Annotated in this window: 18 protein-coding genes; 9 read left to right on the top strand and 9 right to left on the bottom strand. The window is 71.1% G+C overall.

The window, feature by feature from the left end:
* The first annotated feature begins 120 nt into the window (after positions 1-120).
* The 6 genes from gap to pgi all read left to right on the top strand — a co-directional run bounded on the left by gap (position 121) and on the right by pgi (position 6048).
* On the top strand, positions 121-1128 hold the full coding sequence (gene gap / locus ACS04_RS12785) for a type I glyceraldehyde-3-phosphate dehydrogenase (protein WP_030160344.1): 1008 nt from the start codon (positions 121-123) through the stop codon (positions 1126-1128).
* 144 nt (positions 1129-1272) lie between these two features.
* Positions 1273-2484 carry a phosphoglycerate kinase gene (locus ACS04_RS12790; RefSeq protein WP_048476688.1) on the top strand — a complete coding sequence of 404 codons (1212 nt, stop codon included), beginning with the start codon at positions 1273-1275 and terminating at the stop codon, positions 2482-2484.
* 6 nt (positions 2485-2490) lie between these two features.
* Positions 2491-3267: a triose-phosphate isomerase gene (gene tpiA, locus ACS04_RS12795; protein ID WP_048476689.1), complete on the top strand. Its 777-nt coding sequence runs from the start codon at positions 2491-2493 to the stop codon at positions 3265-3267.
* A 151-nt stretch (positions 3268-3418) separates the two neighbouring features.
* Positions 3419-3640 carry a preprotein translocase subunit SecG gene (gene secG / locus ACS04_RS12800; RefSeq protein WP_030858951.1) on the top strand — a complete coding sequence of 74 codons (222 nt, stop codon included), beginning with the start codon at positions 3419-3421 and terminating at the stop codon, positions 3638-3640.
* Positions 3641-3828: 188 nt separating this feature from the next.
* Positions 3829-4164 carry an RNA polymerase-binding protein RbpA gene (locus tag ACS04_RS12805; protein WP_010352468.1) on the top strand — a complete coding sequence of 112 codons (336 nt, stop codon included), beginning with the start codon at positions 3829-3831 and terminating at the stop codon, positions 4162-4164.
* Between the two features lie 246 nt (positions 4165-4410).
* On the top strand, positions 4411-6048 hold the full coding sequence (gene pgi, locus ACS04_RS12810) for a glucose-6-phosphate isomerase (RefSeq protein WP_048476690.1): 1638 nt from the start codon (positions 4411-4413) through the stop codon (positions 6046-6048).
* Positions 6049-6118: 70 nt separating this feature from the next.
* Here pgi and pgl read toward each other — a convergent pair whose 3' ends face one another.
* The 5 genes from pgl to tkt form a co-directional block, all read right to left on the bottom strand.
* Entirely contained in the window at positions 6119-6901 is a 783-nt protein-coding gene (pgl, locus tag ACS04_RS12815; protein WP_048476772.1) for a 6-phosphogluconolactonase, read from the bottom strand.
* An 89-nt stretch (positions 6902-6990) separates the two neighbouring features.
* Positions 6991-8055, bottom strand: coding sequence for a glucose-6-phosphate dehydrogenase assembly protein OpcA (gene opcA / locus ACS04_RS12820; RefSeq protein WP_048476691.1), 1065 nt, complete (start codon positions 8053-8055; stop codon positions 6991-6993).
* On the bottom strand, positions 8052-9578 hold the full coding sequence (gene zwf / locus ACS04_RS12825) for a glucose-6-phosphate dehydrogenase (protein WP_048476692.1): 1527 nt from the start codon (positions 9576-9578) through the stop codon (positions 8052-8054). The genes opcA and zwf overlap by 4 nt, the downstream gene beginning before the upstream one ends.
* A 5-nt stretch (positions 9579-9583) precedes the next feature.
* Positions 9584-10702, bottom strand: coding sequence for a transaldolase (gene tal / locus ACS04_RS12830; RefSeq protein ID WP_048476693.1), 1119 nt, complete (start codon positions 10700-10702; stop codon positions 9584-9586).
* 35 nt (positions 10703-10737) lie between these two features.
* Positions 10738-12840, bottom strand: coding sequence for a transketolase (tkt, locus tag ACS04_RS12835; protein WP_048476694.1), 2103 nt, complete (start codon positions 12838-12840; stop codon positions 10738-10740).
* 255 nt (positions 12841-13095) lie between these two features.
* Here tkt and ACS04_RS12840 point away from each other — a divergent pair, with 255 nt between their 5' ends.
* From ACS04_RS12840 to ACS04_RS12850, 3 genes are all read left to right on the top strand, one after another.
* On the top strand, positions 13096-14043 hold the full coding sequence (locus ACS04_RS12840) for a heme o synthase (RefSeq protein WP_078864715.1): 948 nt from the start codon (positions 13096-13098) through the stop codon (positions 14041-14043).
* 39 nt (positions 14044-14082) lie between these two features.
* The gene (locus tag ACS04_RS12845) at positions 14083-14427 is read left to right on the top strand and encodes a hypothetical protein (protein ID WP_048476774.1); all 345 of its coding nucleotides are present in this window, start codon (positions 14083-14085) and stop codon (positions 14425-14427) included.
* Positions 14428-14546: 119 nt separating this feature from the next.
* Positions 14547-15674 carry an amidohydrolase family protein gene (locus ACS04_RS12850; protein ID WP_048476695.1) on the top strand — a complete coding sequence of 376 codons (1128 nt, stop codon included), beginning with the start codon at positions 14547-14549 and terminating at the stop codon, positions 15672-15674.
* A gap of 36 nt (positions 15675-15710) precedes the next feature.
* Here ACS04_RS12850 and ACS04_RS12855 read toward each other — a convergent pair whose 3' ends face one another.
* From ACS04_RS12855 to ACS04_RS12870, 4 genes are all read right to left on the bottom strand, one after another.
* Positions 15711-16679 (bottom strand): COX15/CtaA family protein, encoded by a 969-nt coding sequence (locus tag ACS04_RS12855; RefSeq protein ID WP_048476775.1) that lies wholly within the window; start codon positions 16677-16679, stop codon positions 15711-15713.
* Between the two features lie 25 nt (positions 16680-16704).
* Complete coding sequence (locus ACS04_RS12860; protein WP_053080758.1) at positions 16705-17826, bottom strand: hypothetical protein; 1122 nt, start codon at positions 17824-17826, stop codon at positions 16705-16707.
* Between the two features lie 111 nt (positions 17827-17937).
* Positions 17938-18753: an ABC transporter permease gene (locus tag ACS04_RS12865; RefSeq protein WP_048476697.1), complete on the bottom strand. Its 816-nt coding sequence runs from the start codon at positions 18751-18753 to the stop codon at positions 17938-17940.
* Positions 18750-19676, bottom strand: a complete 927-nt coding sequence (locus ACS04_RS12870; protein ID WP_048476698.1) for an ABC transporter ATP-binding protein — start codon at positions 19674-19676, stop codon at positions 18750-18752. The genes ACS04_RS12865 and ACS04_RS12870 overlap by 4 nt, the downstream gene beginning before the upstream one ends.
* Positions 19677-20033 lie beyond the last annotated feature (357 nt).

Consider the following 20033-nt stretch of genomic DNA (forward strand, 5'->3'; position numbering starts at 1 on the left):
TGTCAGGTCCCGGCCGATGTCACTCACAAGCTCACGGAGAGGTAGGGTCGTAAGCGGTCGGGGACATCCCATACAGCTCGCCGGCGGGACAGGCCGGCGCACCAACGAGGAGATCGGTTCGTGACGATCCGCGTAGGCATCAATGGTTTTGGCCGAATTGGCCGCAACTACTTCCGGGCGCTCCTTGAGCAGGGAGCGGACATCGAGATCGTCGGTGTCAACGACCTGACTGACAACGCGACCCTGGTGCACCTGCTCAAGTACGACACCATCCTGGGCCGCCTCAAGGCCGAGGTCTCCCACACCGACGACACCATCACCGTCGGCGGCAACACCTTCAAGACGTTCGCCGAGCGCGACCCCGCGAACCTGCCGTGGGGCGAGCTCGGCGCGGACATCGTCATCGAGTCGACCGGCATCTTCACGAAGAAGGCCGACGCCGCCAAGCACATCGCCGCGGGCGCCAAGAAGGTCCTCATCTCGGCTCCGGCCAAGGACGAGGACATCACGATCGTGATGGGCGTCAACCAGGACAAGTACGACGCGGCCAACCACCACGTCATCTCCAACGCCTCCTGCACCACCAACTGCGTGGCGCCGATGGCCAAGGTCCTCGACGAGAACTTCGGCATCGTCAAGGGCATGATGACCACGGTCCACGCGTACACGAACGACCAGCGCATCCTGGACTTCCCGCACTCGGACCTGCGCCGCGCCCGCGCCGCCGCCGAGAACATCATCCCGACCTCGACGGGCGCCGCCAAGGCCACCGCTCTGGTCCTCCCGCAGCTCAAGGGCAAGCTGGACGGCATCGCCATGCGCGTCCCGGTCCCGACCGGCTCGGTCACCGACCTCGTCCTGGAGCTCTCCCGCGAGACCACCAAGGAAGAGATCAACGCGGCCTTCCAGAAGGCCGCCGAGGGCCAGCTCAAGGGCATCCTCGACTACACCGAGGACGCGATCGTCTCCTCCGACATCGTGAACTGGCCGGCTTCCTGCACCTTCGACTCCTCCCTGACCATGGTTCAGGACGGTACGCAGGTCAAGGTCGTCGGCTGGTACGACAACGAGTGGGGCTACTCCAACCGCCTCGTCGACCTGACCGTCTTCGTCGGCGGTCAGCTCTAAGTCTCAGGTAGCAGGGCCAGGCACCAAGATGTGAGGACAGGGTCCGGTCAGCGCGATGGAGCGCTGCACGGGCCCTGTCGTCTGCCTCCACCGACCGGCCCCGCACCGGCAGAACCCGTGTATGGGGATAAGGAGTAGGAACACATGAAGACGATCGACGAACTGCTCGCCGACGGCGTGACCGGCAAGCGGGTCTTCGTCCGCGCCGACCTCAACGTGCCGCTCTCGGGCGACACGATCACCGACGACGGCCGCATCCGCGCCGTGCAGCCGACCATCGCGAAGCTCGCCGAAGCCGGCGCCCGCGTGATCGTCGCCTCGCACCTGGGCCGCCCCAAGGGCGCCCCGGACCCGGCCTTCTCACTCGCTCCGGCCGCCAAGCGACTCGGTGAACTGCTCGGTGCGGACGTCGCGTTCGCCACCGACACCGTCGGCTCCTCCGCCAAGGAGACCGTCGCCGCCCTCGCCGACGGCCAGGTCGCCGTCATCGAGAACCTGCGCTTCAACGCCGGTGAGACCTCGAAGGACGACGCCGAGCGCGGCGCCTTCGCGGACCAGCTCGCCGAGCTCGCCGACGTCTACGTCGGCGACGGCTTCGGCGCCGTCCACCGCAAGCACGCCTCGGTCTTCGACCTGCCCGCGCGCCTCCCGCACGCGGCCGGCTACCTGATCGCCACCGAGGTCGGCGTGCTGAAGAAGCTCACCGCCGAGGTCAAGCGCCCGTACGTGGTCGTCCTCGGCGGCGCCAAGGTCTCCGACAAGCTGGCCGTCATCGACGAACTGCTCGGCAAGGCCGACCGCATCCTCATCGGCGGCGGCATGGCGTACACCTTCCTCTACGCCAAGGGCCACGAGGTCGGCATCTCCCTGCTCCAGAAGGACCAGGTGGACGTCGTCAAGGAGTACATGGCGCGCGCCGAGAAGACCGGCGTCGAGCTGGTCCTCCCCGTCGACGTGCTGGTCTCCGCCGAGTTCCCGGACCTGAAGACCAAGGCCCCGGCCGACTTCGAGACCGTCGACGCGGACAAGATCCCCGCCGACAAGGAGGGTCTGGACATCGGTCCCAAGACCCGTGAGCTGTACGCGTCGAAGATCGCCGACGCGGAGACCGTCTTCTGGAACGGTCCCGTGGGCGTCTTCGAGCACCCCGACTACGCCGGAGGCACCCGCGCCATCGCGCAGGCCCTCGTCGACAGCAACGCGTTCACCGTGGTCGGCGGCGGCGACTCCGCCGCCGCCGTGCGCACGCTCGGCTTCGACGAGAACGCATTCGGCCACATCTCGACCGGTGGCGGCGCCTCCCTCGAATACCTCGAGGGCAAGACGCTCCCCGGCCTCGCCGCACTGGAGGTCTGAACCCGTATGACCACGCGTACCCCGCTGATGGCGGGCAACTGGAAGATGAACCTCAACCACCTCGAGGCCATCGCCCACGTCCAGAAGCTCGCCTTCGCGCTCGCCGACAAGGACTACGACGCCGTCGAGGTCGCGGTCCTGCCGCCCTTCGTCGACCTGCGCTCGGTCCAGACCCTGGTCGACGGCGACAAGCTGAAGATCAAGTACGGCGCCCAGGACGTCTCGGCCCACGACTCCGGCGCCTACACCGGCGAGATCTCCGGTTCGATGCTCGCGAAGCTGAAGTGCACGTACGTGGCCGTCGGCCACAGCGAGCGCCGCCAGTACCACAACGAGAGCGACGAGCTCTGCAACGCCAAGGTCAAGGCCGCCTACCGCCACGGGATCACCCCGATCCTCTGCGTCGGCGAGGGCCTGGACGTCCGCAAGGCCGGACAGCAGGTCCCGCACACCCTCGCCCAGGTCGAGGGCGGCCTGAAGGACCTCCCGGCCGAGCAGGCCGAGTCCATCGTGATCGCGTACGAGCCCGTCTGGGCGATCGGTACCGGCGAGGTCGCCACCCCCGAGGACGCGCAGGAGGTCTGCGGGGCGATCCGCACCCGCCTCGCCGAGCTCTACTCGCAGGAGCTGGCCGACAAGGTCCGCATCCAGTACGGCGGCTCGGTCAAGTCCGGCAACATCGCGGCGATCATGGCCCAGCCCGACGTCGACGGCGCCCTGGTCGGCGGCGCGGCGCTGGACGCGGAGGAGTTCGTGAAGATCGTCCGCTTCCGCGACCAGTGACCTGCGTGATCGTCGCAGTGAGTATGCGGTAGGGCGGATCCGTCGTACCCTTGCGGGGGCCAGGAGGCTGGACCACCAGCCACTGGCCCCCGCGCACGTCAAGCAGAGCCGGACAGCCAGAAAAGCCAGAAAGTAGGAATCAGCCGTGATTATGGGGTTCTCGATCGCCCTGATCGTCTTCAGCGCCCTGCTGATGCTGCTCGTGCTGATGCACAAGGGCAAGGGCGGCGGCCTTTCCGACATGTTCGGCGGCGGCATGCAGTCCTCCGTCGGCGGCTCCTCGGTCGCGGAGCGCAACCTGGACCGCATCACCGTCGTGATCGGCCTGCTCTGGTTCGCCTGCATCATGGCGCTCGGGATCCTGCTGAAGTAGCGGAACCAACGGTTCTGGCCATTCCGCCGGACCGGTCGCCTTCTCCCGGCCTATCATGAGGACGGCGTCCCCGCCCTGGAGTGAGTAACTCCATGTGAGGGACGTGCGTTGGGCCTTACGTAGACTGGGGCGCCCGCAGCGGAATTCCACTCACGCTCCGCGGCACCATCACGCAGGGAGTTACGACCGTGGCAAGTGGCAACGCGATCCGTGGCAGTCGGGTCGGAGCGGGGCCGATGGGTGAGGCCGAGCGCGGCGAGTCCGCGCCCCGCCTGCGCATCTCCTTCTGGTGCTCGAACGGGCACGAGACGCAGCCGAGCTTCGCCAGCGACGCGCAGGTGCCGGACACCTGGGACTGCCCGCGCTGCGGGTTCCCGGCCGGCCAGGACCGGGACAACCCGCCCGCTCCGCCGCGCACCGAGCCCTACAAGACCCACCTGGCGTACGTGCGCGAGCGGCGGTCGGACGCCGACGGCGAGGCGATCCTCGCCGAGGCGCTCGCCAAGCTGCGCGGCGAGATCTGACGGACGCGAGAGCGACGGTGTGACATCGGGCCCGGCCCGCAGGAGTCTTCTCCAGCGGGCCGGGCCCCTTTGCGTACCCCCGCGCCGAAGGCGCTGTCCGGCATACCCCCCTTCGATCCCTTAAGTTGGTGATCGGCGGGGCACGACAGGACAGGAAGAAACGGGTTGATGTCCGAGATGAACGCAAACCAGGCCGCCGCGCGGAGCGCGTCGAACGATGGTGGTGGCGGGCGACGGGCGGGACGGATGAGGCTCAACCGGATGCCCGAGTGGCTGGCGCTCGGCAAGCACCGTGAAGAGCTGGGGCACAAGCACCTGCGCGAGCTGTTCGCGGCGGATCCGAACCGGGGAACGGACTACGCGCTGCGGGTCGGGGACCTGTACGTCGACTACTCGAAGCACCTCGTGACCGACGAGACGCTGGAGCTGCTGCGCGAGCTGGCGGCGGCGACGGGCGTGGCCGAGCTGCGCGAGGCGATGTTCCGCGGCGAGAAGATCAACACGACGGAGGACCGGGCGGTCCTGCACACCGCCCTGCGCGCGCCGCGGGACGCGGTGATCGAGGTGGACGGCGAGAACGTGGTGCCCGCGGTGCACGCGGTCCTCGACAAGATGGCCGCCTTCTCCGGGCAGGTCCGGTCGGGGGAGTGGACCGGCTTCACCGGCAAGCGCATCAAGAACGTGGTCAACATCGGCATCGGCGGCTCCGACCTGGGCCCGGCGATGGCGTACGAGGCGCTGCGCGCCTTCACCGACCGCGGCCTGACGGTGCGGTTCGTGTCCAACGTGGACGGCGCCGACCTGCACGAGGCCGTACGGGACCTGGACCCGGCCGAGACGCTGTTCATCATCGCCTCCAAGACCTTCACCACCATCGAGACCATCACCAACGCCGAGTCGGCGCGGGAGTGGCTGCTGGCGGGTCTGGGCGGTGACACGGCGGCCGTGGCACGGCACTTCGTGGCGCTGTCGACCAACGAGGAGAAGGTCACCGCGTTCGGCATCGATCCGGCCAACATGTTCGAGTTCTGGGACTGGGTCGGCGGGCGCTACTCCTTCGACTCGGCGATCGGGCTCTCGCTGATGATCGCGATCGGTCCGGACGCCTTCCGGGAGATGCTGGGCGGATTCCGGACGGTGGACGAGCATTTCCGCACGGCCCCGCCCGAGCAGAACGTGCCGCTCCTGATGGGCCTGTTGGGGATCTGGTACGGGGACTTCTTCGACGCGCAGTCGCACGCCGTCCTCCCGTACAGCCACTACCTCTCCCGCTTCACCGCGTACCTCCAGCAGCTGGACATGGAGTCCAACGGCAAGTCCGTCGACCGGGACGGCAATCCGGTGGACTGGCAGACCGGTCCGGTGGTGTGGGGCACGCCCGGCACCAACGGGCAGCACGCGTACTACCAGTTGATCCACCAGGGCACGAAGCTGATCCCGGCGGACTTCATCGGCTTCGCCCGGCCGGTCGGCGAGCTGGAGCCGAAGCTGGCGGGCCAGCACGACCTGCTCATGGCCAACTTCTTCGCCCAGACCCAGGCGCTGGCCTTCGGCAAGACGGCCGAGGAGGTCCGCGCGGAGGGCGTGCCGGAGCCGCTGGTCCCGCACAAGACCTTCCAGGGGAACCACCCGACCACGACGATCCTGGCGCAGGACCTCACCCCGGCGGTGCTGGGCCAGCTGATCGCGCTGTACGAGCACAAGGTGTTCGTCCAGGGCGCGGTGTGGAACATCGACTCCTTCGACCAGTGGGGCGTGGAGCTCGGCAAGGTCCTGGCGAAGCGGGTCGAGCCGGCGCTGACGGAGGGCGCGGACGTACCGGGGCTGGACGCCTCGTCGAAGGCTCTCGTGACGGAGTACCGCAAGCTGCGCGGGCGCGGCTGACGGCACGGCGCCGCGGCATGACGAAGGGCCCGCCCCCGTTCGGGGGGCGGGCCCTTCGGCCGTACGGGGATCAGGAGGCGGGCGGCGGGTACAGCCCGGCCGGGAGCTTCGCCGCGGCCGTGCGGTCCAGCAGCCACAGGGTGCGGGAGCGGCCGTACGCCTGCGCGGCGGGGGCCTGGACCCCGCCGGCGCCACCGAGGGCGATGGCCACCGCCCCGGCCTTGTCCTCACCCGCCGCGAGCAGCCACACCTCGCGGGCCGCCCGGATGGCCGGCAGGGTCAGGGAGATCCGGGTGGGCGGCGGCTTGGGCGCGCCGTGCACGCCGACCACCGTGCGGTCGGTCTCGCGGGAGGCCGGGTGCTCGGGGAAGAGCGAGGCGATGTGGGTGTCGGGGCCGACGCCCAGCATCAGGACGTCGAAGGTGGGGACCGGACCGTGGTCCTCGGGGCCGGCGGCCTTGGCCAGCTCGGCCGCGTAGGCGGCGGCCGCGGCGTCCGCGTCCGCCCCGTACGGGCCGTCGGAGGCGGGCATCGCGTGCACGCGGGCCGGGTCGACCGGGACGGAGTCCAGGAGGGCCGCACGGGCCTGGGTGTGGTTGCGCTCGGGGTCGTCTGCGGGGACGTAGCGCTCGTCGCCCCACCAGAGGTCGATCCGCGACCAGTCGACGGCGTCCCGGGCCGGGGCCGCGGCCAGCGCGGCCAGGAGGCCGTTGCCGTTGCGGCCGCCGGTGAGGACGACGGAGGCACTGCCGCGGGCGGCCTGCGCGTCGACGATCTTGGTGATGAGCCGGGCCGCCGCGGCCTGGGCCATCAGCTCCTTGTCCCGGTGGACGACGACCTGGGGAGTCGTCATGCCCATGGCTGCCGCCTTATCGTTTGTGGGTTGGCCGGAGCCCTGCCCCGGATCCCGCGACCGGGATCCGGGGCAGGGCCCGGTGCGTGCTACTTGGCCGGGGCCTTCTTGGCCGGCTTCGCCGCGGGCTTCGCGGGCGCGGAGTCGGCCTTGGGGCCGGTCACCGTCTCCGGGGAGTCCGCGGGCGCGGCCTTGGCCTCGGCCTTGGCCGGAGCGGCGGCCGGGGACTCCGCCCCCAGCTTGGACACGCCGAACTTCAGCGCGGCCTCGAAGATGTTGTCCGGATCGAGCCGGCGCAGCTCCTCCGCCAAGAGCTCGGCCGTGTCCCGGCGCTTGAGCGCCACGGCACGGTCGGGCTGCCCCGGCATGCACAGCGTCGCCAGCGAGCCGTCCGCCCGGTCCAGGACGATGTCCCCGTCCTTGGTCTCCAGCCGGACCGAGGTCAGGCCCGGACCGTCCGAGGACATGCGCCGGACGGGCACCTGGAGGCGGTCCGCCAGCCACATGGCCAGCAGCTCGCAGCTCGGGTTCTCGGCCTCGCCCTCGACGGCCACCGAGCTGACCTTGACGGGCTGCTGGTCCAGCGCGGCGGCCAGCATCGAGCGCCACGGCGTGATCCGGGTCCAGGACAGGTCCGTGTCACCCGGGGCGTAGGCCGCGGCCCGCTGCGTGAGGGCGTCCTGCGGGTTCTCGCTCGCGTACGTGTCCGTGATCCGGCGCTGCCCGAGGGCACCCAGCGGATCGCGCGCCACGTCCGGCGGGGCGTCGTCCGGCCACCAGACCACGACGGGCGCGTCCGGCAGGAGGAGCGGGAGGACCACCGACTGGGCGTGGTTGACCAGTTCACCGTGGAGGCGGAGCACCACCGTCTCGCCGCTGCCGGCGTCCGCCCCGACGCGGACTTCCGCGTCGAGGCGGGCGTCGCGGCGGCTGCGCGGCGAGCGGCTGACCCGCTTGATGACGACGAGGATCCGCGAAGGGTGTTCGTGGGCCGCGTCGTTCGCCGACTTGAGCGCGTCGTACGCGTTCTCCTCGTCGGTCACGATCACCAGCGTGAGGACCATGCCGATGGCCGGCGTGCCGATGTCCCGGCGCGCCTGCACCAATGCGGCGTTGATCTTGCTGGAGGTGGTCTCCGTGAGGTCGATCTTCATGGCCGGCGCCAGCTCCGTCCGTCTCGTGCGAGCATCTCGTCCGCCTCGACCGGCCCCCAGGTCCCCGCCGGGTACTGCGCGGGCCTGCCGTGCTTGTCCCAGTACTCCTCGATCGGGTCGAGGATGTTCCAGGACAGCTCGACCTCCTGGTGGCGCGGGAAGAGGTTCGCGTCACCCAGCAGGACGTCGAGGATCAGCCGCTCGTACGCCTCGGGGCTCGACTCCGTGAAGGACTCGCCGTACGCGAAGTCCATCGTGACGTCCCGCACCTCCATGGAGGTGCCCGGAACCTTGGAGCCGAAGCGCACCGTGATGCCCTCGTCCGGCTGGACCCGGATGACCAGGGCGTTCTGCCCCAGCTCCTCGGTCGCGCCCGACTCGAACGGCAGGTACGGGGCCCGCTTGAAGACGACGGCGATCTCGGTCACCCGGCGGCCCAGGCGCTTGCCCGTGCGCAGGTAGAACGGGACGCCCGCCCAGCGGCGGTTGTTGATCTCCAGGCGGATGGCCGCGTAGGTGTCGGTCTTCGACTTGGGGTCGATGCCGTCCTCTTCGAGGTACCCGACGACCTTCTCGCCACCCTGCCACGCCGCCGAGTACTGGCCGCGCACGGTGTGCTTGCCCAGGTCCTCGGGGAGCTCGACGGCCGTGAGGACCTTGAGCTTCTCCGCCACCAGCGCCTTGGGGTGGAAGGAGCCGGGCTCCTCCATCGCCGTCAGCGCGAGCAGCTGGAGCAGGTGGTTCTGGATGACGTCACGGGCCGCGCCGATGCCGTCGTAGTACCCGGCCCGGCCGCCGATGCCGATGTCCTCGGCCATGGTGATCTGCACGTGGTCGACGTACGACCGGTTCCAGATCGGCTCGAACATCGTGTTGGCGAAGCGGAGCGCCAGGATGTTCTGGACGGTCTCCTTGCCGAGGTAGTGGTCGATCCGGAAGACCTCGTCCCGCGGGAAGACCTCGTGCACGACCTTGTTGAGCTCCTCGGCGCTCTTCAGGTCGTGTCCGAAGGGCTTCTCGATGACGGCACGCCGCCAGGAGCCCTCCTTCTGCGCCAGCCCGTGGTTCTTGAGCTGCTGGACCACCTTGGGGAAGAACTTCGGAGGCACCGACAGGTAGAAGGCGAAGTTGCCTCCCGTGCCCTGCGCCTTGTCCAGGTCGTCGATCGTGGACTTGAGGGTCTCGAAGGCGGCGTCGTCGTCGAAATCGCCCTGCACGAAGCGGCAGCCCTGCACCAGCTGCTGCCAGACCTCCTCCCGGAAGGGAGTGCGCGAGTGCTCCTTGACGGCCTCGTACACCACCTGGGCGAAGTCCTCGTGCTCCCATTCACGGCGGGCGAAGCCGATCAGCGAGAACCCCGGCGGCAGCAGCCCCCGGTTGGCCAGGTCGTAGATGGCGGGCATCAGCTTCTTGCGCGACAGGTCACCCGTAACGCCGAAAATGACCAGGCCGGACGGCCCCGCGATGCGCGGGAGCCGTCGGTCCTGTGCGTCACGAAGCGGGTTCGCTCCGATCACAGACAAAGTGTTCAGGCCTCCGTGGGGGCGAGGCGCTGGAGCTCCGCCTCGGTGGACTTCAGCAGGTCGTTCCAGGACGCCTCGAACTTCTCGACGCCTTCGTCCTCGAGCAGCTGCACCACATCGTCGTACGAGATGCCCAGCTTCGCGACCGCGTCGAGCTCGGCGCGGGCCTGGTCGTACGTGCCGCGCACGGTGTCACCCGTGATCTCGCCGTGGTCGGCGGTGGCCTCCAGGGTGGCCTCCGGCATGGTGTTCACGGTGTTCGGGGCGACCAGGTCGACCACGTACAGGGTGTCCTTGTACGCCGGGTCCTTGACGCCCGTCGAGGCCCACAGCGGACGCTGCTTGTTGGCGCCGTGCTTCTCCAGGGCGTTCCACCGGTCGGAGGAGAACACCTCTTCGTAGGCCTCGTATGCCAGACGGGCGTTGGCGAGGGCCGCCTTGCCCTTGAGGGCCTTCGCCTCGTCGGTGCCGATCGCGTCCAGGCGCTTGTCGATCTCCGAGTCCACGCGGGACACGAAGAAGGAGGCGACCGAGTGGATCAGCGAGAGGTCCAGGCCCGAGGCCTTGGCCTTCTCCAGACCCGCCAGGTACGCGTCCATGACCTCGCGGTAGCGCTCCAGCGAGAAGATCAGCGTGACGTTGACGCTGATGCCCTTGCCGATGACCTCGGTGATCGCCGGCAGGCCGGCCTTGGTCGCCGGGATCTTGATGAGCGTGTTCGGGCGGTCCACCAGCCAGGCGAGCTGCTTGGCCTCGGCGACCGTCGCCGCGGTGTTGTGGGCCAGGCGCGGGTCGACTTCGATGGAGACCCGGCCGTCCTGACCGTCGGTGCGGTCGAAGACCGGGCGCAGGATGTCGGCGGCGTCGCGGACGTCCGCCGTCGTGATCATGCGGATGGCCTCGTCGACGGTGACCTTGCGGACGGCGAGGTCGGCGAGCTGCTGCTCGTAGCCGTCGCCGCTGCTGATCGCCTTCTGGAAGATCGACGGGTTGGTGGTGACACCGACCACGTGGGACTGGTCGATGAGCTCGGCCAGGTTGCCGGACGTGATGCGCTTGCGGGACAGGTCGTCCAGCCAGATCGCCACGCCCTCGTCGGAGAGGCGCTTGAGTGCGTCTGTCATGGGAATTGCATCTCCTACTGGTTCGTGTACCGGTGTCAGCGCGCGGCGGCGGTGAGGGATTCCTTGGCGGCGGCGGCGACGGCCTCGGGGGTGAACCCGAACTCGCGGAACAGCACCTTGGCGTCGGCGGAGGCACCGAAGTGCTCCAGCGACACGATCCGGCCGGCGTCGCCGACGTAGCGGTGCCAGGTCAGGCCGATGCCGGCCTCGACCGCGACGCGCGCCTTGACGGACGGCGGCAGGACGCTGTCCTTGTACGCCTGGTCCTGCTCCTCGAACCACTCGACGGACGGCATCGAGACCACGCGGGCCGGGATGCCCTCGGCCTGGAGCGCCTCGCGCGCGGCGACGGCGAGCTGGACCTCGGAACCGGTGCCGATCAGGAGGACCTGGGGCGCTGCGCTCTGCCCCTCGGGGCCCGTCGCCTCGAAGAGCACGTACCCGCCCTTGGCGGCGTCCTCGTTGCGCTCGTAGGTCGGCACGCCCTGGCGGGTCAGCGCCAGACCGTGGGGGGCGCCCTTGCCGTACACCTTGGTGTGGCGGCGAAGGATCTCGCGCCAGGCGGTGACGGTCTCGTTCGCGTCGGCCGGGCGGACCACGTTCAGGCCCGGGATGGCGCGCAGCGAGGCGAGGTGCTCGACCGGCTGGTGCGTCGGGCCGTCCTCACCGAGGCCGATGGAGTCATGCGTCCACACGTACGTCACCGGCAGGTGCATCAGCGCGGACAGGCGGACGGCGTTGCGCATGTAGTCGGAGAACACCAGGAAGGTGCCGCCGTAGACGCGGGTGTGGCCGTGCAGCGTGATGCCGTTCATGGTCGCGGCCATGGCGTGCTCGCGGATGCCGAAGTGGACCGTACGGCCGTACGGGTCCGCTTCGGGCAGCGGGTTGCCCTTCGGGAGGAAGGACGAGTGCTTGTCGATCGTGGTGTTGTTGGAGCCGGCCAGGTCGGCCGAGCCGCCCCACAGCTCCGGGATGACCGAGCCGAGCGCTTCGAGGACCTTGCCGGAGGCCGCGCGGGTGGCGACGCCCTTGCCGGTCTCGAAGGCGGGGAGCTTCTCCTCCCAGCCGGCGGGCAGCTCGTTGGCGTTGATGCGGTCGAACTCGGCGGCGCGCTCCGGGTTGGCGGTGCGCCAGGCGGAGAAGTCCTTCTCCCAGGCGGCCTTGGCCTCGCGGCCGCGGTCCAGTGCCTTGCGGGTGTGCGCGAGGACCTCGTCGGAGACGTCGAAGCTCTTCTCCGGGTCGAAGCCGAGGACGCGCTTGGTGGCGGCGACCTCGTCGTCACCGAGGGCCGAGCCGTGCGCGGCCTCGGTGCCCTGGGCGTGCGGGGCCGGCCAGGCGATGATCGAGCGCATCGCGATGAAGGACGGGCGCTCGGTCTCGGCCTTGGCCGCGGCCAGGGCGGCGAACAGCGCCTTCGGGTCGAGGTCGCCGTTCGGCTGCTGCTCGACGCGCTGGACGTGCCAGCCGTACGCCTCGTAGCGCCCCAGGGTGTCCTCGGAGACGGCGGTCTCGGTGTCGCCCTCGATGGAGATGTGGTTGTCGTCCCACAGCAGCACCAGGTTGCCGAGCTTCTGGTGGCCGGCCAGGGCGGAGGCCTCGTGGGAGATGCCCTCCTGGAGGCAGCCGTCGCCCGCGATCGCGTAGACCATGTGGTCGAACGGAGAGGCGCCCTGGGGGGCCTCGGGGTCGAACAGGCCGCGCTCGTAGCGGGCGGCCATGGCCATGCCCACCGCGTTGGCGACGCCCTGGCCCAGCGGGCCGGTGGTGGTCTCGACGCCGGCCGTGTGGCCGTACTCCGGGTGGCCGGGGGTCTTGGAGCCCCAGGTGCGGAAGGCTTCGAGGTCGGCGAGCTCCAGGCCGAAGCCGCCGAGGTAGAGCTGGGTGTAAAGAGTGAGGGACGAGTGCCCCGCGGAAAGCACGAAACGGTCCCGGCCGACCCACTCGGGGTCCGCCGGGTCGTGCCGCATCACCTTCTGGAAGAGGGTGTACGCGGCGGGGGCCAGACTCATCGCCGTGCCGGGGTGGCCGTTACCCACCTTCTGGACCGCGTCGGCGGCCAGGATGCGGGCGGTGTCGACGGCCCGCTGGTCGAGGTCGGTCCAGTCGAGCTCTGTGGTCGTCGGCTTGGTGCTCACCGTGGGTCAGGGCTCCTCTCCACATGTCTGTTACCCGGTGACGAACGGTGCACCGGCGCGATTCCGAGCCTACCCCCGTGACGGCGTGCAGCTATTCGAGTGCCCGCAGTCCGTCACAACGTCGGCGGCTCCGATCGGACCAACACGGGGCGACCCCCGCGCGGGGCGACGTAAGTGCAACGTCTAGAGTGGCGTGGTACGTGCGAGCCTTCAGCGGACCTTTATGTCCGGAGCTTGCTGGTTTCTCTGTCAGGGGTGTGCGTGACGGCCGTCGAATCCCGTCCAGCGGGGGTGCTCGGGACGAGCCCCGTCCACCGGCCGTTCGGGGCCCGGGTCATGGCTTTCGTGGCTTTGACCAAGCCGCGGATCATCGAACTTCTGCTGATCACCACAGTGCCGGTGATGTTCCTCGCCGAACAGGGCGTGCCGTCGCTGTGGCTGGTCCTCGCCACCTGCTTCGGCGGGTACTTGTCGGCGGGCGGCGCCAACGCGCTGAACATGTACATCGACCGCGACATCGACGCGCTGATGGACCGCACCTCGCAGCGGCCGCTGGTCACCGGCATGGTCAGCCCGCGCGAGTGCCTCGCCTTCGGCATCACGCTCGCGGTGGTCTCCACCCTGTTCTTCGGGCTGCTCATCAACTGGCTGTCGGCCGCGCTCGCCCTCGGCGCGCTCCTCTTCTACGTGGTCGTCTACACGATGCTGCTGAAGCGGCGCACCGCGCAGAACATCGTCTGGGGCGGCATCGCGGGCTGCATGCCGGTGCTCATCGGCTGGTCGGCCGTCAAGAACGAGGTCTCCTGGGCCGCGGTCATCCTCTTCCTCGTCATCTTCTTCTGGACGCCGCCGCACTACTGGCCGCTGTCCATGAAGGTGAAGGAGGACTACGCGCGTGTCGGCGTGCCGATGCTGCCGGTGGTGGCGGGCAACCAGGCCGTGGCGCGCCAGATCGTCCTCTACAGCTGGGTGATGGTGGCGGTCTCGCTGCTGCTCACCCCTCTGGGGTACACCGGCTGGTTCTACACCGCGGTGGCGCTGGCGGCCGGCGGCTGGTGGCTGTGGGAGGCGCACGCGCTGCACGCGCGGGCCAAGGCGGGCGTGACGGGCGCGAAGCTCAAGGAGATGCGCCTGTTCCACTGGTCGATCACGTACGTGTCGCTGCTGTTCGTCGCGGTGGCCGTGGATCCCTTCCTGCGCTGACGCTTCCTCCGTTCATTACCCGCCGGTAGCATGCTGTCCATGGCAGACACCACGGCGGACACCGCAGACAAGAAGCAGGACCGGAAGGCCGCGAAGCTGGCCCGGCAGATCGGCGCGTTCGCCCGGCACCACGGCGGCGCCGAGGGCCAGATCGCGTACATCGGCCAGGCCGGCACCCGGATCGTCCTCGTCGGCACGGACGGCGGCTGGGGCGACCTCGTGGCCCCGACGTACGCGGTGGCCCGGCTGGCGGCCGAGAAGGCCGGCCTGACCCTCCACGACGAGTTCGACGGAGAGTTCGCCGCGCGCGTCAAGACCGGCCCGTACGAGTGGTCGCGCATGGCCGGGATCCAGCTCGGCGGGGCGGCCGACCCGGCGGCCTGAGCGCCGCGCCGGACCGTGACGGTGGCCGCTCGGTCAACAGCGCGAGCAACACCTCACACCCCGCTCACCCGTTAGGACGTGTGGAAGCCCCTTCCTCACGTCCGCAACGGGATGCCCGGATGATCGAAACGCCGCCCCTGGTGGACCAGTACTGCCAGGGAGTGCTCCGTACGGAGCTGGGCCTCGGCACCTTCGAGGCCCAGCTGGTCCGCTCGGCCGGCGCGCCCGCGGCCGGGACCACCTTCTTCGACACCCAGACCGGTTTCGCGGTGCGCCGCTGGTGCCCGCCCCTGCTCGGCCTGGAGCCGCACTGCGCCCCCGCCCGGTACCTGGCCCGGCGGCGCGAGCTGGGCGTGGTCGAGTCCGGGCGGCGGCTGCTGCGGGGCTCCGGCGTCGCCGCCTATCTGGTCGACACGGGAGTGCCCGGCGACCTCACCGGCCCCAAGGAGCTGGCGCTCACGGCGGACGCCGACGCCTTCGAGGTCGTACGGCTGGAGCTGCTCGCCGAGCAGGTCGCCGACACCTCCGGCACCGTGCCGGCCTTCCTCGCAAACCTCGCCGAGGCCGTCCACCACGCCGCCGCCGCGGCCGTGGCCTTCACCTGCGGGGCGGACGCCGGATATCCCGCCGTGCTCGGGCAGGCCCCCGAGCCGCCCGGTCCGGGCGAGGTGCGGGGGGCGGCCGGACGGTGGCTGGCCCGGCGCGCCAAGGGCGGGGCCGTACGGGACCCCGTACTCCTGCGGCACCTGCTGTGGAGCGCGGTGGCGACGGGGCTGCCGCTCCAGCTGCACACCGGGGCGGGCGCGGGGGATCCGGGGCAGCGGCCGCAGGAGGCCGATCCGGCGCTGCTGACTGAGTTCGTACGGGCCACCGCGGGACTCGGGACCCGGCTGGTGCTGCTCGGCGGGTACCCGTACCACCGGCACGCAGCCCAGCTGGCGGCGGCCTTCCCGCACGTCCACGCGGATCTGGGCGCGGCGCTCGGGCAGAGCGGCGCGCGGGCGGCGGGGGTGCTGGCCGAGGTGCTGGAGGCCGCCCCCTTCGGCAAGCTGCTGTTCTCCAGCGGCGGGCGCCGGCTGCCCGAACTGCACGCGGTGGGCGCCCTGGTGTTCCGGGAGGCGCTGGGCCGGGTGCTGGGCGGCTGGGTCGGCGACGGTGCCTGGTCCTGGCGGGACGCCGAACGGGTGGCGGCCATGGTCGCGGCCGGCAACGCCCGCCGCGTCTACCGGCTGGACGAGCGGGGGTGAGCCGGTGCCCGGCGGCGCCCGGCTCCCGGCCCCGGCTCAGACGGAGGAGAGCTGCGGGTCGCCCTGAGAGGGGATCTGCGCCTCCGCCGCGGGCCGCTCCCGCAGGCTGAGCGCCACCCGGAGCACGGCGATCCACACCAGGCAGGAGCCGAGCATGTGCGCGGCGACCAGCACCTCGGGCACGTGCGTGAAGTACTGGACGTAGCCGACGGCGCCCTGCGCGAGCAGCACGATCAGCAGGTCACGGGCGCGGGCCCGGGTGTCCGCCGGCGCGTCGGCCACGCGCAGCACCAGCCACATGGCGACGGCGAGCGCGCACACCACCCAGGCGGAGATGGCGTGGACGTGCGCGGTGGTGGCCCAGTCGAACGGCATCCGCTTGATCTCGCTGCTGTCGCCCGCGTGCGGACCGGAACCGGTGACCACCGTGCCCGCCGCGATCAGGACCAGCGCCGTCGCGAGCAGGGCCCGGGAAAGCCCCCGTACCGCAGCGGGGACGCGCGGCCTCGCGGCGGTGTCGCCCTCGCGGGTGCGCTGCCAGGTGATCGTCGTGACCGTGACCAGCGAGGTGGCGAGGAGGAAGTGCCCGGCCACGCTGTACGGGTTGAGCCCCGTAAGGACGGTGATCCCGCCGAGGACGGCGTTGCCCATCACGATGAGGAACTGGAGCCAGCCGAGCCGCGTCAGCGTGCGCCGCCACGGCTTGGCCGAGCGGGCGGCGACGATGCACCAGCCAACGGCCGCGCAGAGCACGTACGTCAGCATGCGGTTGCCGAACTCGATGGCCCCGTGGAAACCCTGCGCCTGGGTCACGATCAGGCTGTCGTCGGTGCACTTGGGCCACGTGTCGCAGCCGAGACCGGATCCGGTCAGCCGTACCGCGCCGCCCGTGACGACGATGAGCACGCTCATGACGAGCGCGGCGAGGGCGGCCCGCCGGACGGTCCGGGGTGACGGGGTCCAGCGGTTGGCGATGAAGGCGAGAGGGGTCAACACGGCCCTTATCGTACGCGGCGCCTTGTGCAAACTTTCACGAGGGGGTGTCCGCGGTCCCCTCCGGTGCCGTGTCGGGGCCGCCGGCCGCCCGGAACCGGGCCCCCGCGGGGTCGCCCTCCTCGTGCCACCAGAGGAGCAGGCGCCAAGGGGCGCCCTCGCCGGGGCAGTCGGCGGAGGCCGTGAATCCCCGTATCAGTTCATTGCCTATGTCCTCTGCTGTCCCGTTTCGCACTTCCGTTCTGCCGTGCCACGGATGTCCCTGTACGTTCCACAGCCCGTCAGGGCCGCGCACCTCGAAGCGCCACACCGCTTGCCAGGGCGTGACCTCCAGCATCGTGCGCACCTGTTCGGCATCGAGCCGCAGCCCGCCGGCGATCTCGGGCTCGGCCACGCCCTGGATCCGGGCGGCCACCACGGCCTGGGGCAGCAGGGGTTCGGGCAGCAGGCCGCGGGCACGCAGGGAGACGAGGGAGTCGAAGGACAGGAAGCGCAGCCGCAGTTCGAGCTGGCGGCCGATGTGGTCGAGTGCCTCTTCCGCCTCCTGGGCCTCCTCCGCACCGGGGGCCGCGCGCAGCAGGTGGCGGAAACCGCCCTCCGCGTCCACCGCCCAGGCCACCGCCTCCTCGGCGGAGCCCAGCTCCGCGAGCCGGTCCCCGAGGAACACCTTGGCCTGCGCGAGACCGCGCCGATTGACCGGGTCCCGCTGGTCCAGCGCCGCCCACACCTCGACCGCGGCCCGGGTCAGGTCCAGGGCGCGCTCGCCCGCCGCCCGCTCCATCGCGCTCGGGCCGGATCCGGCCCGCGGGCCGAGCGGATGGCGGGGCAGCCGTACCTCGTCGCTCAGCGGCCAGGCCAGCCAGACCCCCTGGTTGATCAGGCCCCGGGCATACCAGCGCGCGTATTCCGGGGCGTGCCCGGCCGCCTGGCCGCCGTACCGCAGCCCCTCCTCGACGGCCGCAAGGGCCCCGGCCCGGTCACCGCCGGCGAAGCGGCGGGCCGCCAGGTCGCCCAGGCGCAGGCCCAGGCGCGCCGCGCACTCCGGATCGGTCCGCGCCGGCTCGCGCAGCGCGCCGATCAGCTCCGTCAGCAGCGCCTCGGCCTCGGCCGGAGCCGCCCGCGCGGCCCCCGACCGGATCTGCGCCCATCGGGCGTCCATCCGTAGAACGTCTTCCCGTAGCGCCATGCCCGCCCCCCGGCGTCCTGGTGTGCCCCGCCCCCGCGGGGCGGCGCCCATCCTCCTGCCGGGCCAACGTCCGGGGGAGGGGATTCACTCCCAGCGGAACAGCTTGGCGGCGGCGCCGAGTCCGAGGACAGCCCATGCGGCGAGGACGGCCACGTCCCCCCACGGCACCCCGGCGCCGCCCTGGAGCACCGCGCGCAGCCCGTCGGACAGCGCCGAGATCGGCAGCAGTCCCAGGACGGACTGCACCCCTTCGGGGAACTTCTCCGTCGGCACGATGACCCCGCCGCCGACCAGCAGCAGCAGGAACACCAGGTTGGCGGCGGCCAGCGTGGCCTCGGCCTTGAGGGTCCCCGCCATCAGCAGCCCGAGCCCGGAGAAGGCCGCGGTGCCCAGCAGGACCAGCGCGGCGACCGCGAGCGGGTCGCCGTGCGGGGACCAGCCCAGCGCGAGGGCGATCACCGTCAGCAGGGCGATCTGGAGCACCTCGGTGACCAGCACGGACAGCGTCTTGGCGGCCATCAGGGCCCAGCGCGGCAGCGGCGAGGCGCCGAGCCGCTTGAGCACCCCGTAGCGGCGGTCGAAGCCGGTGGCGATGGCCTGCCCAGTGAAGGCGGTGGACATCACGGCCAGCGCGAGGATGCCGGGAGCGAGGAAGTCGACCGACTTCCCGGCGCCGGTGTCGACGATGTCCACGGCGGAGAACAGCACCAGCAGCAGAGCCGGGATGATCACGGTCAGCAGCAGCTGCTCCCCGTTGCGCAGCAGCATCCGGGTCTCCAGCGCGGTCTGCGCCAGGATCATCCGGGACACGGGGGCGGCCCCCGGCGCGGGGGTGAACGTACCGGCTCCCGGGGGGCGACCCCCGGACCCCGGGTGGGGGTCGGTGGCGGTCGGCGTCATGCGCGCAGCTCCTTGCCGGTCAGCTCCAGAAAAACGTCTTCGAGGGTGTGCCGCTCCACCGAGAGGCTGCTCGGCATCACCCCGTGCTGGGCGCACCAGGAGGCGACGGTGGCCAGCAGCTGCGGGTCCACGTCGCCGGTGACCCGGTAGACGCCGGCGGTGGGCTCGGCGGCCTCGGTGCCGTCGGGCAGCGCCTTGAGCAGCGAGCCCAGGTCGAGGGCGGGCCGGCCGGTAAAGCGCAGGGTGTTCTCGGCGCCGCCGCGGCACAGCTGCTCGGGGCTGCCGTGCGCGATGACCCGGCCGGCGTCGATGATGGCGACCTCGTCGGCGAGCTGTTCGGCCTCGTCCATGTGGTGGGTGGTGAGGACGACGCAGACCCCGTCGGCCCGCAGTTCCCGTACGAGCTCCCAGGTGGCCCGCCGGGCCTGCGGGTCCAGGCCCGCGGTCGGCTCGTCCAGGAAGACCAGCTCGGGGCGGCCGACCACGGCCATGGCCAGGGCCAGGCGCTGCTGCTGGCCGCCGGACAGGCGCCGGTAGGCGGTGCGGCCGCAGCCGCCCAGCCCGAGCCGCTCGACCAGGGCGTCCACGTCGAGCGGGTGGGCGTACAGCTTGGCCATGTGGCGCAGCATCTCGACGGCGCGGGCGCCGGAGTAGACCCCGCCGGACTGGAGCATCACGCCGATCCGCGGGCGCAGCGCCCCGGCCTCGGCGACGGGGTCGAGGCCGAGGACGCGGACGGTGCCGGCGTCGGGGCGGCGGTAGCCCTCGCAGGTCTCCACGGTGGTGGTCTTGCCCGCGCCGTTGGGGCCGAGGACGGCGGTGACCGAGCCCTTGCGGACGGTGAGGTCGAGACCGTCCACCGCTGTCTTGGGCCCGTACCGCTTCACCAGTCCGCGGATCTCCACGGCGGGATCGTTGCTCATGCGGGGGAGTCTACGGAGCCGGGCGGGGGGTCCTCGGTCCCGGGGTCGAAGGGGCGCGGACACGCACGGTCCCGATCTTTTTCGTCCTGCGACCCGTATGGGCCAGCCGGTTTCGGTGACCTTTGCGGACCGCGCCCTTCACCGTGCGCGAAAGCCCCCGGCGGCGCAGGATCGCTGGTGGGAGCCGTTCGCGGGCTCACGGAGGCGCCTGGCGCAGGAGCGGATCGACCCCTTCCGCTTCACTCTGCGTAGACAAATTAGGTAACCCTTAGTGATAGAGGCCACCAGGAGTGGCCTCGGTCACGGCTTGTCGGGGCTCGACTAATTACGCAACAATGGCGTTGTGAAATACGGCGA

This window comes from Streptomyces roseus, assembly GCF_001044425.1.
GTDB lineage: Bacteria > Actinomycetota > Actinomycetes > Streptomycetales > Streptomycetaceae > Streptomyces > Streptomyces roseus.